We start from the raw sequence: 12,726 nt of genomic DNA, 5'->3' as shown, positions 1-12,726 counted from the left end.
AGTCAATCCACCGCAGCAAGGAGTCCAATGTCCATCCGGCACAGCCTGCTGGCCCTGCTCCAGGACCAGCCGCGGTACGGCTATGAGCTGCGGGTCGAATTCGAGGACCGAACAGCTGCCGCCTGGCCGCTGAACATCGGGCAGGTCTACACCACCCTGGACCGCCTGGAGCGTGACGGCCTGGTCAGCAAGGACGGCGACGACGGCGGTGGCCACGTCGTCTACAGCATCACTGACGCCGGGGCTGAGGAAGTCGTGGCCTGGTTCGCGGGGGCGGTTGACCGGGGCAGTCCGCCGCGGAACGAAATCGCCATCAAGCTGGCGCTCGCCGTTACCCTTCCTGGTGTGGACGCCTCGGAAGTGATCCAGTCACAGCGCGAAGTGTCACTCCGTGCCCTGCAGGAACATACGCAGGCCCGTAAGGCGGTTTCCGCCAATCAGCGATCGTCCGATACTGCATGGCTGCTGGTGCTGGACTCGCTGATCTTCCAGGCCGAAGCGGAGGTGCGCTGGCTGGACCTTTGTGAGGCACGGATGGTCCAGGCGCAGGGCAACGCGGGAGCGGTTTAGCGTCTTCCGGTGCGAGGCGCGAGTTTGCTGGGCGTCCAGGAATGGTCGTCCGTCGCATGGCTGTGACCGCTCACCGCGGGCCAGGGTCCCGCACGCGTGTACGGCCTTTACTTGTCGGTAGCAGTTGTTACTGTGCTGGAAGGCACGTGGCGAAGCGGTCCCCACCGCGGTTTTCGCCACAACAGCATTTCCCATCACCGCAGCAGTTCTCAAGGAGGAGATATGGGCAAGGTTCCTGACCAAACCGGACTCGCGGAAGGACTGGATCCCACACTGCCATCGCCGGCCGTGGATGATTCCGTTAGTGAGGCTGAAGAGCGTAACTGGACGCCGGCCAAGATTGGGCTCTGGGTGGCGATTTCGCTCCTTGGGGCGGTGGCATGGTTCATGGTCGCGTTGGTCCGTGGCGAAACAGTGAATGCCATCTGGTTCGTTTTCGCCGCGGTGTGCACGTACTTGATCGGCTACCGGTTCTACTCGAAGGTCATTGAGCGGTACCTGCTCAAACCGGACGACCGCCGGGCCACTCCTGCTGAGTACAAGGCGGATGGCAAGGACTATGTCCGAACAGACCGCAACGTGCTCTTCGGCCACCACTTCGCTGCCATTGCAGGCGCTGGCCCGCTGGTAGGACCTGTCATCGCGGCCCAAATGGGTTACCTGCCGGGCACTATCTGGATCATCCTCGGCGTCGTTCTTGCCGGCGCGGTGCAGGACTATCTGGTGATGTTCTTCTCCATGCGCCGCGGTGGACGGTCCCTGGGCCAAATGGCCCGTGAAGAACTCGGTGTTATTGGAGGTACCGCAGCGCTGGTCGCCACGCTGCTGATCATGATCATCATCGTGGCCATCCTCGCGCTCGTAGTGGTCAACGCCCTCGGTGAGAGCCCGTGGGGTGTGTTCTCCGTCGGCATGACCATCCCCATCGCGTTGTTCATGGGCGTTTACCTGCGCTTTATCCGGCCGGGCAAGGTCATGGAAGTGTCCATCATCGGTTTCGTGCTCCTCATGGCCGCCATCATTGGCGGCGGTGCGGTGGCTGGCACCGAGTGGGGTGCGGCCTTCTTCCACCTGGATAAGGTGACCATCGCGTGGGGCCTCATCATCTATGGGTTCATCGCCGCGATCCTGCCCGTCTGGCTGCTCCTTGCGCCGCGGGACTACCTGTCGACGTTCATGAAGATCGGCGTGATCGTGATGCTCGCGCTTGCCATCATCGTGGTCCGTCCGGAAATCACGGTGCCGGCGTTCAGCGAGTTCGCCAGCCGCGAGAACGGGCCGGTCTTCTCCGGTGCACTGTTCCCGTTCCTGTTCGTGACCATCGCCTGTGGCGCGCTGTCAGGGTTCCACGCGCTCATTTCCTCGGGCACCACCCCCAAACTGATCGAGAAGGAGCGGCAGACGCGCTTCATCGGTTACGGCGGCATGCTGATGGAGTCCTTCGTGGCCATCATGGCGCTCGTAGCAGCGATCTCGATCGATCGCGGCATCTACTTCGCCATGAATGCTCCGTTGGCCCTGACCGGCGGCACGGTTGAAACCGCAGCCACCTGGGTCAACAGCCTGGGCCTGGCAAACGTGAACATCACCCCCGACGTCCTGGCCCAGACAGCGAAGGACGTGGGCGAGGAGAGCATCATCTCGCGCTCCGGTGGTGCCCCGACGCTGGCTGTTGGCCTGGCGCACATCATGCAGCAGTTCATCGGCGGCCCCGGCATGATGGCTTTCTGGTACCACTTCGCCATCATGTTCGAGGCACTCTTCATCCTGACCGCAGTGGACGCGGGCACGCGTGTTGCCCGGTTCATGCTGCAGGACTCCATCGGCAACTTTGTTCCCAAGTTCAAGGAAGCCTCATGGCGGCCCGGTGCGTGGTTGTGCACGGCAATCATGGTGGCAGCCTGGGGTGCGGTGCTGATCATGGGTGTCACGGATCCTTTGGGTGGCATCAACACCCTCTTCCCGCTGTTCGGTATTGCCAACCAGCTTCTCGCCGCAATCGCCTTGGCGGTGTGCATGGCCATTGTGGCCAAACGGGGCACCTTCAAATGGCTGTGGATCGTCGCTGTCCCGTTGGCGTTCGCCGCCGTCGTCACCATTACGGCCAGCTTCCATAAGATCTTCTCGCCCGTCCCGGCCGTAGGATACTTTGCCAACAACCAGGCGTTCTCCAAGGCCTTGGCTGATGGGAAGACGGAATTCGGAACCGCCAAATCGGTGGCGGCCATGGAAGCGGTGATCCGGAATACGGCTATCCAGGGGTGGCTGTCAGTGATCTTTGTGGTCTTGAGCATCATCGTGATTCTCACCGCCCTCCTGGCCACCATCAAAGCCATCCGCGCCGGTGGGGGACAGGGTCACGAGGACCCGGCTGTCCCTTCAAAGGTCTTCGCCCCCGCGGGGCTGATCCCCACTGCGGCGGAGAAGGCTTTGCTCGCCGAATGGAACGCGCTACCCGTTGGGAAACGCACTGAGAAAGCCGGACACCACTGATGAACGCCATCGCCAACGGCTTCCGGGGCTTCGCGGCATACATGGGTTCGCTTATGGGTGCTGATGCGTACGCGAAGTATCTTGAGCATTTCGCTGCTACCGGCCATGCCGGTCCCGCCATGACCGAACGCGAGTTCTGGCGGGACCGGATGGACCGGCAGGACAGCAACCCGCAGGGAAGGTGCTGCTGACACCAGCGCCGGTGGTCGCCTGTTTCGCTACGAACGAAGTCCAAAAATGATGACTCGGACCTGGGTTCGCCCGAACCACATGAGAGTATGAACCAATGAGCGATCTGAACGACATTCAGCCCAAGGATGAGGCTTCGGACGACACCCCCGTGGAGGGCACCATGCTGGACGAGGGCGAGGCACAGGCCCCTGGCCAGCCACAGACTCAAGGGCAACCTGCGGACGATGCCAAGCCCAGGAGCGGTGGCCTCCACGAACTGGTGGACGAGCCCGCCAAGGTGATGCGGATCGGCACCATGGTCCGGCAGCTCCTGGAAGAAGTTAAGGCAGCACCATTGGACGATGCTGCCCGCGGACGCCTGGCAGAAATCCACGAACGCTCCATCAAGGAACTCGAAGATGGGCTTGCGCCGGAACTCATCGAGGAACTGGAGCGCATCAGCCTTCCGTTCCCGGAGGAAAAGGCGCCTTCCGACGCCGAACTCCGCATCGCCCAAGCCCAGCTGGTGGGCTGGCTTGAGGGTCTTTTCCATGGGATCCAGGCCGCCATTGCGGCCCAACAAGCCGCCAAAGAACACGCAGCCGCCCAGATGCACCTGCGGCAGCTCCCACCTGGAACCGTCATCGCTCCGGGAATCGTTATCGGGGAAAATGGGCAACCGCAGCGGGCCGCCGCGCCCGGCGTTCCGCAGGGACGTCCCGAAGATCCCGACCACGGCCCGGGCCAGTACCTCTGAGTCTGGGGGTGGGTTTCTTTGGGGCCGTCCGGCAGGGGCGGAAAGACGATGTTGAGCTCGGCAAGGGGCTTTGGCGCCGCGCCCACGACCGCTTCCATCGGGGATTGGACCGGTACCACCAGGTACTTGAGGGCGTAGATGACGAGCAGTTGTACAACGAACTGGTGGTGATCGCCAATGAACTGGCCGGTTTGTCGCCGCGTGTCAGGGCTATTTGCGTTGAGGCGCAACGACGTTCGCCCAGTGACGGACTGGATGTTCCCGGCGCGCTGGCGGGCGTGCACCGTGCGCTGTCCAAGGCTGGGAACTCCCTTGCGACGACAGCGGAAGCTGCGGCAATGTTGAGGCTGGCGGTCGGCCCGGTGCCGGTGGGCGCGCTTTCGGTCCGTCGTCGCGCGGAGGCCGTCTTCGAGCAGGTCGCTGACGCTGAGCGGGAACTCTCCCAAGACGCATAGTGTGCAGCGTGCGCAACTACAGGCGTGCGCCTTTATTCCTCGGACGCAATAAGTTAAGCGCATAGCTGATCTGCGTAATAATTGGCGCTTTTCGATACGCCGTGCTGGCAGTATGGCAAACATGACTTCGTCACCAACACTTACTTTCAACGACGGCAACACCATCCCCCAGCTCGGCTACGGGGTGTGGCAAGTTGAAGACGATGTAGCCGAAAAGGTGGTGCGCCAGGCTTTCGAGGCCGGGTTCCGCCACATCGATACCGCCAAGATCTACGGCAACGAGGCTGGCGTCGGCCGTGCCATTGCCTCCTCCGGCCTTTCCGCCGAAGAAATCTTCATCACCACCAAGCTGTGGAATGCCGACCAGGGCTACGAGTCCACGCTGCAGGCTTTCGAGGAATCCATGGATCGCCTCGGCCTGGAGACCCTGGACCTCTACCTCATCCACTGGCAGCAGCCCAAGCAGGAAAAGTACGTTGACACCTGGAAGGCCCTCATCGAGCTCCAGAAGCGCGGCCGGGTCAAGTCCATCGGTGTTTCCAACTTCACCAAGGAAGGCCTGCAGCACATCATTGATGAGACCGGCGTAGTGCCGGCCATCAACCAAGTGGAGCTGCACCCGTTCTTCAACCAGTCCGAGCTGCGCGAGTTCAACGCGTCCAAGGGCATCCTGACCCAGGCCTGGTCCCCGCTGGGCCAGGGTGGCGAGCTGTTGGAGAGCGCCACCATTGCTGAGATCGCTGCCAAGCACGACGCCACGCCGGCACAGGTGGTCATCGCATGGCACCTGGCCATCGGCAACGTCGTCATCCCCAAGTCGGTCACCGAGTCACGTATCCGGGAGAACTTCGCCGCCCTGAACGTCACGCTGGACGCTACCGACGTCGAGGCCATCAACGGCCTGGACCGCGGCTCTGAGGGTCGCATCGGTCCGGACCCGGCGGTCTCCGACTTCGCCTGATATCCGCCCGTTCCCGGGTAAGCCAAAGGCAGGACGCTCTGTGAGCGTCCTGCCTTTGTCCTTAGCGCATGAAGTCCCTGCGCCCGTCCGTCGGGTTTCCTGTTGCGATGGAGTGCAGGGCCTTCCCGCGCTTGCCGGATATTGCTCCGGCAGGCCTACATGATGCCGGTGGGTACCAGGATTGCCCAAGCCAGTGCCGGGGCAACCAGGACGACTCCACCGGCGTACATCATCAGCTGCTTGTAGACGCGCTGGCGGTCGTGCTCCCGTGCGTTGGCCACTACCAGTGCGCCGTCAGTGGAGAACGGCGAAACGTCTACCACCGTGGCTGCAATCGCCAGGGCCGCGACCGTTCCGGAAGCGCTGAGTGAGCTGGTTGCCAGCAGGGGCCCCGCCAGCGGGATGAAGGCGGTCAGCAGGGCGGTGGACGAGGCGAAGGCCGATCCGACGCCAATGACGTAGCAGAGGACCAAGGCGATCAGCAGGGGTGCGCCCAGGGCGAGTGCCTGCTCGGCGAGGGTGTCGATGACGCCGACGTGCTGGAGCAGGGAGACGTAGGTGATCATGCCGGCCACCAGCAGGACGGTGGACCAGGAAATGCCACCGATGAACGTCTGGTGCTCCTTGATGTTTACCAGTGCCAGGAGAAGGCCGGCGGACAGGGCAACGAAGCCGATGGGCATGTGGAACCCCAAGGTGCACACGAGGATTGCCAGGATCAGGGCCAGGGTCAGGAACTGCTGTCCATTGGGGCGTCCCATCCGCGGGGTGTCCAGCGCGGAGTACTCGTTGGCGTGCTTGTCCCGGAGTTTGCCCAGCAGCCCAAACAGTACGATCGTCAGCGCCGAAAGAATGAAGTTCAGGGCGAAGCTTGCCAGGAACAGTGACCCCTGGTCGATCGGGAAGCCGTTCTTCATGGCGATGTCGTGAACCAATACGCCAGCCACGGACAGGGGCGAGAAACCTCCGGCATGGGCGCCATTGATGACGAAGGCCCCCATGAGGACGGGATGGATGCGCGACTCATAGGCCAGCCCCAGCGCCGCCGGAGCCAGAAGTGCCACAGCTGCGGGGGAGAACGTGCCCAATGAAGTCAGGGCTGCGGCCATGAGGAAGAAGACCCAAGGCAGCAGCATGGTCTTGCCGCGGACCAGGCGGACGCATGTCTGCACAATGATGTCGATGGAGCCATTCCGCTGCGCCATGCTGAAGAAGTACGTGACGCCGATGATCGTCAGCACGATGCTGGCCGGGAACTCTTCCAGGATCTCCTTGTCGGACATGCCAAGGACGAAATAGCCGACGCCGAAGGAAGCAACCAGCCCCATCACACCGATGTTGAGCGGCCACTTGGTTGCCACCACGAACATCACCACCAGGATGATGAGCGGGATGATCTGCGTTGCGGTCAAGGTCGGCTCCGATCCCGAGGCCGCCGCAGGGCTGCCAAGGACACCTCCGAACAGGAGGGCGGCAAGACCCAAGACGGTGATGGCGACAGCCGTCACCAGCAGGATACGACGGCGGCGCTTGGGCCGCGCTTCAACTGTGGGGCTTGGTGCAGTCTTTTCTGCGGTGTTAGTCATGGTGCTCTCTCTTCATCGAGTAGCGCTGGCTGTTCAGCGGGTAGCGCCGGCAAGTGAGGCGTCGACGGTGTTGTCGAGCGTCTCGGGGAGGTGGATGGTGGTGGTTGCGATGGTGCGGGCTGTCCGATCCACGCCAATGATCAGGGAACCGTCCTTTTCCTCGCTCCATGTCTCGATCACGCCGGCCGGCGTCCGCAGCTTCAGGGTTGGCCGAAGGTCATGTTCGGTGATGTCGTACAAAACGGTGCCTGGTGTGCCGGCTGCGAGCGTCAGTGCGATGCTTCCCGTGATGGCGAGGGCGGGGTGCGGCTTGCCCATGGAGAGCATCATGACGCTGACGTCGCTGCCGGCGTCGGACTGGGCGGGCGGGGCGACGATGGCGACTTTCGGGATGGCCCGTGCCGCTTCGCTGGTGGACGCGGCGAGCCCCATGCGTACTGCTGCTTGGCGTCGAATCGTCTCGAGTGTCTCCAATTGCAGTTCGACGCCGGCCAACCAGCTGTCGTAGCGCTCAGGGTCCAGGCCGAGCTCTTCGGCCCGGACGATTACTACCGGCGCTCCGGCGTCGACAAGCGAAGCAGTCCAGCGTGTCCCGCCTGCAGTGATCGTCTCCGTCGGGGAGCCGGTGGGAAGAAGCTGGCCCGTGGTTTTACCGGCAGGGTCCTGGAAACCAAGGCCCACCCGGTACCCGGGGAACGGAACGCCGGGCATCTCCGCCTGCGGGACGATCGGGAGGGCCCCGGCCGGGGTGGATATCCGCTGGATGATGATCTGGCCTGTGTTGGTATTCCGCGTGACGATCCGGGTGATCTCCCCGGTGGGTGTGACCCAGCCCTTCTCGATGGCATACAAGCCCACCACGGCTGAGCAGTTGCCGCAGTTGCTGCCCCAGTCCACGGTGGCTTCCTCGATTCCCACCTGGGCGAAGGTGAACTCGACATCCACGTCGTCGTCCGCTGGGCGGCGAACGATCATCGCTTTGCTGGTTGTCGACGTCGCGCCGCCCACACCGTCGATTTGCCGGTGGTCGGGGCTGCCGAACAGCCGCGGGAGCAGCGCATCCGGACTGGTTTCAGTCTCACCGAATTGCCCGCTCTCGAAGACCCAGCATTTGCTGGTGCCTCCGCGCATCCATTCCGCTTCGATGTTCATGGTCAGTTCCTTGCTTCTCTGTCGCCCAGGCTCGTTCAAGGGCATACTTCGAGATTGAGGCACATCACATTTGAAGACAATGTTGGATATCTTGAGTGGGATGAAGCAATGCTTCATTCACTAGCCGAGCAGTCCTGAATGGACGAAGGGGGAGGCGTTTACGCCCGCTGAAAACCCTTTTATCCCGTGGTATCGACGGCAGCCTGTATAGAATGAATGAATTCCTAGGAAGGGTGAACCGTTGCTTAACGATGAGGGCCAGGATCTTTTTGATATTCGACGGCTAGCGCTGCTGGTCGAGGTTGTTGAGCAAGGTTCCATCACCGCGGCCGCGGATCTCATGCTTTACTCTCCCTCGGCGGTTTCCCAGCAGCTGAGGAAACTGGAACAGGAAGTGGGGCAACCGCTCCTCAACCGCCGCTCACGTGGGGTGGTCCCTACAGAAGCGGGCCAAGTGCTGGCTGGCCACGCCCGCAAGATCGTTGGCCAGATGCGTGCGGCCCAATCGGACCTGGACCAAATCGCTGGACTCAAGCGCGGGTCGCTGACAGTCGGAACCTTCCCTACCCTTGCCGGATCCTTCCTCCCGGTAGTCATCAGGGCGTTCAAAAAGCGCTACCCGGCAATTGGCCTGTCCGTGCGCAGTGCGCGTTTCGATGACCTGGTATCGGACCTGCAGTCCGGCGTCACTGGCCTGTGCCTCCTCTGGGACTACCCGTGGAACAGATTCCAGGATGACTCGATTCGGGTCACTGAAGTCTTCCAGGAGAGCACGGTGATCCTGGTGTCCCGCGGACACCCCCTAGCGGGGCGCGAAGAGATCCGAATGGAGGAGCTGCGCAAGGAATCCTGGATCGTTCGGGCGGAGGCCCACCCCGTGGTGGAAGTGCTGCAACGTTCAGCCCACGAAGCCGGGTTCGAACCAACCATCGGCTTCCTGGCCAACGACTACCAGGAAGCCCAGGCCATGGTGAGCGTGGGGATGGGCGTGGCCATGGTGCCCAAAACCGCCGTCGCACTCCAACACCCTGACGTAAGGGTTATCAGCTTGGGTTCCGCCGCACCTTTGCGTCGGGTACTGCTGGCCCAACGCCAGGACAAGGTTTACGCACCGGCGGAAGTGGCCTTCCACTCCACCCTGCTGGAGATAGCGCGTGAGCGCGCGGGGGATTACCTGTAGCCGAGGGGCTTGCTGCGTCGGCCTACCGCCGGGACATGTTAAGGATGACCCGATAGCCGTCCGCGGGCCATTCTTCTTCCACTATGCATACTTCGTCCGTGCCGCCTCCGTCGGGGTCGTTTTCTTTGATGCAGCCGTCCTCTGACAGCTTCGATTTGCTGACGTCCATCCCTATGCGGGTGGCAACGTCGTTGAGGCTGACGGGATGATCAACCCTCCACTCGGCCCGGAGTTTAATGCAGGCGGTGTCGATGGAGAGACAGCCGGCCTCTACCTTCGGATCGCTCCGGTGCGTGAGAACCCAGTCGCCCTCCGGTGCATTGTCGGCCGCGGCCATGACAGCTTTGGCCTTCTCGGCGTGGCTCCCACCGCCGTTGATGGAGTTGACCAGGGCGGAGCACCCCGCGAACAGGAGGATCAGCACGAAAATGCCGATGCCACCGAGAATCCACCCGAGTTTGCTCTTCTTTTTGGGCTGTAGCGGGCCGTACTGCTGTGGTGGGCCGTACTGCTGTGGCGGGTCGTACTGCGGGCGATGCTGGTGATGCTGGCCGGGAAACGGTTGAGGTGGCGGATGTCCGTACGGTTCCATGCAGTGAATGTCTCCTGGGTCGTCGTCAAGGACAGTAGTTGTCGAGGCTGATGACAATGGCGCCTTGCCCGTCCTCCAAGACAGCGTAAGGGTTCATGCGCGCTGTCATGCCTCCCGCCGTCGGCCTCGACGTGTTTCTGCCCGCAGTTGTCCCTAAACTGTGGCAGGAACCCCTCTCGGCAGTTGCCCGGAGGAGCCCCCGGGCGCATACGCCCAGTTCACCAGCACAGACCGGACGGAGCCTGCATGGCGGTGTTTGACGCATTGGAGCGGCAGATCGTGGCTGCCCTGCAACTGGATCCCAGATGTCCCTGGCGCAAGATGGCCGCCGTGCTGGGGGAGGCCGAGCGGACCGTCGCCCGACGCGGATCGCAGTTGCTGGAGTCCGGTGCCGTAGCGGTAGTGGGGATCAGGCCGAGGCCCGCGGTGGTGTTGGTGGAGATGCGGTGCCTGCCCGGGACAGTGCGCGCAGCCGCGAATGCACTTTCCCAGCGCGGTGACACCACGTTCGTCTACACCACAACGGGCACGGGCGACTGCGTGGCCGAAGTCCTCACCGAAACGGGCCGGATGGGGGACGTCCTGTCAGATGAACTCCCATCCACCATTGGGCTCAGGGATTCGACCAGCTATCCGGTGCTCCGATACTTCCGCACGATTCGCGGCTGGCGGCCGGAAGTCCTTCCGGCAGATAAGGCCGAGGCGTTGCGTTCGAACCTCGCGCAGGACTCCGGCATCCTGGTCAGGCAGCAGCACATGAGCCGCCAGGATAACGAACTCATCGACGCACTGTGCGCTGATGGCAGGATGAGCTTCGAAGCGCTGGGGCGTCGGGTAGGGGTGTCGGAGGCCACCGCGCGGCGGCGAAGCGAATGGCTGCTGACCAACAACCAGGTCCATGTGCGGGCGATTGTTGAGCCTGCGTCCTTTGGCCTGTCTGTTGAGGCGCTGCTCTGGATCAGGGCTTCGCCGCAGCACGTTGAGCGTGTAGGAAAGAGCCTCGCTGAACTTCCCACGGTCCGGTATGCAGCCGCGATCGCCGGCAATTACCAGATCATGGCCGACGTCACTGTGGAGGACATGTCCTCCCTTTACCGTTTCATCACGGACTCAGAGTGGGCCCAGGAGGCCACCGGCGTGGACGTGTCGATCCTGCTGGACGCGCGAAAGCGCGGGGGACGGGTCATGCGCTCGCCGTGGTAACAGGCTCGGCTTTCACAACAGGCGCGACGGCGGCGTACCGGGTCCGCTGCTCGAAGGCGTGGCCGTAGCGGAGCAGCTGCATATCCGTGTAGTGGTTGCTGGCCAACTGGAGGCCGATGGGCAGCCCGGAGGAACTGAATCCCGCCGGCACGCTGAGCACAGGAAGGCCGGTGGCCGAGAGGAGGCAGGCCGATCGCATCCAATCCAGATAGGTCTCGGAGGGTACGCCGGCAACGTCCAAGGGATATCGGAGGGCGGCGTCGAAGGGGAGCACCTGGGCGCACGGGCTGGCGAACAGATCGTATCGGCCAAAGAAGTCCTGGATGCCACGTTCCAACCGGGTCCGGGCTGCCGCCGTTTCAATGAGGTCCCGGGCCGTCAACGCGAACCCCTTTTCCACATTCCAGTGCACTTCAGGCTTGATCACGTCCCCCGCGCGGGCCAGGAGGGGCCCCAGGCCAGCAGCGAAGTCCATGGCGCGCGTGTTGCCAAACACCAGGTCCGCTTCGCTGAAATCGGGAGTCGCTTCTTCCACGATCGCCCCGAGCTCCTCGAAAACGGAAAGCTGCCGTTCCAGATGTTCCACGATTTCGGGCTCCACAGGCACGCCGATGCCAAAGTCGCGGGACCAGCCGATCCGCACGCCGCGCATGTCCGTCTCCATGCTGGAGCGGAAAACCTCAGGATCCAGGCCCTCAGGGTGCGGAACCCGCGGATCCTTGCCTGCCGTGACGGACATGAACAACGCAATGTCCTCCACGCTCCGGGCCATCGGTCCGGTCCTTCCCAGCCACGCGAAGGCGTTGACATCGGACGGCATGGGGATGACCGCCGTCGACGGCCTGAAACCCACCACGTTGCAGAAGGAAGCCGGGATGCGCAGCGAACCGCCCATGTCGCTGCCGTCGCCGATGTTTTGGACGCGGGAGGCTACGACGGCGGCCACCCCGCCGCTGCTGCCTCCGGCACTCAGGGTTGGTGCGTAGGGATTGGTAGTGGTGCCGAAGAGGTCGTTGAACGTGTGCGAGCCCGCGCCGAACTCGGGAACATTCGACTTCCCTGTGCTGACCACGCCGGCTGCCTTGAGCCGCGCGATGATGAGGTCGTCGGCGTCGGGTACGAAGTCGCGCAAGGCGAGGGAGCCCTGGGTGGTGCGCATCCCGGCGGTGTTGTTCGTGTCCTTGTGCGTCATGGGCAGGCCGTGGAGGGGCGGCAGGTCAGCCCCCGAAGCCGTCAGCTGGTCGGCGCGATGGGCCAACTCCTGGGCGCCGTCGGCGTCCAGGGTCACCACGGCGTTGATCACGGGGTTCACTTCGGCAATGCGGTCCAGGTGATCGGCCAACGCTTCCCGCGCCGAGATTTTCTTCCCCCGGATTGCTGCGGAAAGTTCGACGGCGGACAGCTCGCCAATGGTGTCGGACATGGTGCTCCTTTGCTGGATGTCTACTGCCTGAAAGTGTGCCGGGTCACACCGAGGTAGGGAAGTCTCGATCGAGTGATGGCAAGCTTTGACCGATTCGGCCATTCATGTGGCTGATTCCGTCAGCTCTTGTGTGTGATCCGGCTCATAGCAGAAGGTGTTGGTAACCCGCTGGCCGATCTGGTC

12 protein-coding genes are annotated in these 12,726 nt (G+C 63.1%); 8 read left to right on the top strand and 4 right to left on the bottom strand.

Annotated features, from left to right (window positions below):
- The first annotated feature begins 27 nt into the window (after positions 1-27).
- From NEK97_RS13380 to NEK97_RS13355, 6 genes are all read left to right on the top strand, one after another.
- Positions 28-570, top strand: coding sequence for a PadR family transcriptional regulator (locus NEK97_RS13380; RefSeq protein WP_257370370.1), 543 nt, complete (start codon positions 28-30; stop codon positions 568-570).
- Between the two features lie 222 nt (positions 571-792).
- Complete coding sequence (locus tag NEK97_RS13375; protein ID WP_257370369.1) at positions 793-3,063, top strand: carbon starvation CstA family protein; 2,271 nt, start codon at positions 793-795, stop codon at positions 3,061-3,063.
- The gene (locus NEK97_RS13370) at positions 3,063-3,254 is read left to right on the top strand and encodes a YbdD/YjiX family protein (protein ID WP_257370368.1); all 192 of its coding nucleotides are present in this window, start codon (positions 3,063-3,065) and stop codon (positions 3,252-3,254) included. The genes NEK97_RS13375 and NEK97_RS13370 overlap by 1 nt, the downstream gene beginning before the upstream one ends.
- A gap of 95 nt (positions 3,255-3,349) precedes the next feature.
- The gene (locus NEK97_RS13365; protein WP_257370367.1) at positions 3,350-3,991 is read left to right on the top strand and encodes a bacterial proteasome activator family protein; all 642 of its coding nucleotides are present in this window, start codon (positions 3,350-3,352) and stop codon (positions 3,989-3,991) included.
- An 8-nt stretch (positions 3,992-3,999) separates the two neighbouring features.
- Complete coding sequence (locus NEK97_RS13360) at positions 4,000-4,446, top strand: hypothetical protein (protein WP_235520068.1); 447 nt, start codon at positions 4,000-4,002, stop codon at positions 4,444-4,446.
- 121 nt (positions 4,447-4,567) lie between these two features.
- On the top strand, positions 4,568-5,407 hold the full coding sequence (locus tag NEK97_RS13355) for an aldo/keto reductase (RefSeq protein WP_257370366.1): 840 nt from the start codon (positions 4,568-4,570) through the stop codon (positions 5,405-5,407).
- Between the two features lie 155 nt (positions 5,408-5,562).
- Here NEK97_RS13355 and NEK97_RS13350 read toward each other — a convergent pair whose 3' ends face one another.
- Positions 5,563-6,993 carry an SLC13 family permease gene (locus tag NEK97_RS13350; RefSeq protein WP_306673046.1) on the bottom strand — a complete coding sequence of 477 codons (1,431 nt, stop codon included), beginning with the start codon at positions 6,991-6,993 and terminating at the stop codon, positions 5,563-5,565.
- Positions 6,994-7,026: 33 nt separating this feature from the next.
- A complete protein-coding gene (locus NEK97_RS13345; RefSeq protein WP_235520072.1) occupies positions 7,027-8,145 on the bottom strand; it encodes a PrpF domain-containing protein in 1,119 nt (372 codons plus the stop codon).
- 241 nt (positions 8,146-8,386) lie between these two features.
- Between NEK97_RS13345 and NEK97_RS13340 the strand changes: the two genes are divergently transcribed.
- A complete protein-coding gene (locus NEK97_RS13340; RefSeq protein ID WP_235520076.1) occupies positions 8,387-9,325 on the top strand; it encodes a LysR family transcriptional regulator in 939 nt (312 codons plus the stop codon).
- A 22-nt stretch (positions 9,326-9,347) separates the two neighbouring features.
- Here the strand turns inward: NEK97_RS13340 and NEK97_RS13335 are convergent, their stop codons facing one another.
- Complete coding sequence (locus NEK97_RS13335) at positions 9,348-9,917, bottom strand: hypothetical protein (RefSeq protein WP_257370365.1); 570 nt, start codon at positions 9,915-9,917, stop codon at positions 9,348-9,350.
- Between the two features lie 246 nt (positions 9,918-10,163).
- Between NEK97_RS13335 and NEK97_RS13330 the strand changes: the two genes are divergently transcribed.
- The gene (locus NEK97_RS13330) at positions 10,164-11,120 is read left to right on the top strand and encodes an Lrp/AsnC family transcriptional regulator (protein ID WP_257370364.1); all 957 of its coding nucleotides are present in this window, start codon (positions 10,164-10,166) and stop codon (positions 11,118-11,120) included.
- Here the strand turns inward: NEK97_RS13330 and NEK97_RS13325 are convergent.
- Positions 11,101-12,543 carry an amidase family protein gene (locus tag NEK97_RS13325; RefSeq protein WP_257370363.1) on the bottom strand — a complete coding sequence of 481 codons (1,443 nt, stop codon included), beginning with the start codon at positions 12,541-12,543 and terminating at the stop codon, positions 11,101-11,103. The genes NEK97_RS13330 and NEK97_RS13325 overlap by 20 nt on opposite strands.
- Positions 12,544-12,726: the final 183 nt, after the last annotated feature.

The organism is Paenarthrobacter sp. UW852 (assembly GCF_024608385.1).
Lineage (GTDB): Bacteria > Actinomycetota > Actinomycetes > Actinomycetales > Micrococcaceae > Arthrobacter.
Note: the sequence above shows the minus strand (reverse complement) of the source record. Positions and strands in the feature narration are given on the sequence as shown.

What these genes read in the sequence shown, in the direction of transcription:
- NEK97_RS13380 (WP_257370370.1), top strand. Translation starts at nt 28, where the DNA reads ATGTCCATCCGGCACAGCCTGCTGGCCCTGCTCCAGGACCAGCCGCGG.
- NEK97_RS13375 (WP_257370369.1), top strand. Translation starts at nt 793, where the DNA reads ATGGGCAAGGTTCCTGACCAAACCGGACTCGCGGAAGGACTGGATCCC.
- NEK97_RS13370 (WP_257370368.1), top strand. Translation starts at nt 3,063, where the DNA reads ATGAACGCCATCGCCAACGGCTTCCGGGGCTTCGCGGCATACATGGGT.
- NEK97_RS13365 (WP_257370367.1), top strand. Translation starts at nt 3,350, where the DNA reads ATGAGCGATCTGAACGACATTCAGCCCAAGGATGAGGCTTCGGACGAC.
- NEK97_RS13355 (WP_257370366.1), top strand. Translation starts at nt 4,568, where the DNA reads ATGACTTCGTCACCAACACTTACTTTCAACGACGGCAACACCATCCCC.
- NEK97_RS13350 (WP_306673046.1), bottom strand. Translation starts at nt 6,993, where the DNA reads ATGACTAACACCGCAGAAAAGACTGCACCAAGCCCCACAGTTGAAGCG.
- NEK97_RS13345 (WP_235520072.1), bottom strand. Translation starts at nt 8,145, where the DNA reads ATGAACATCGAAGCGGAATGGATGCGCGGAGGCACCAGCAAATGCTGG.
- NEK97_RS13335 (WP_257370365.1), bottom strand. Translation starts at nt 9,917, where the DNA reads ATGGAACCGTACGGACATCCGCCACCTCAACCGTTTCCCGGCCAGCAT.
- NEK97_RS13330 (WP_257370364.1), top strand. Translation starts at nt 10,164, where the DNA reads ATGGCGGTGTTTGACGCATTGGAGCGGCAGATCGTGGCTGCCCTGCAA.
- NEK97_RS13325 (WP_257370363.1), bottom strand. Translation starts at nt 12,543, where the DNA reads ATGTCCGACACCATTGGCGAGCTGTCCGCCGTCGAACTTTCCGCAGCA.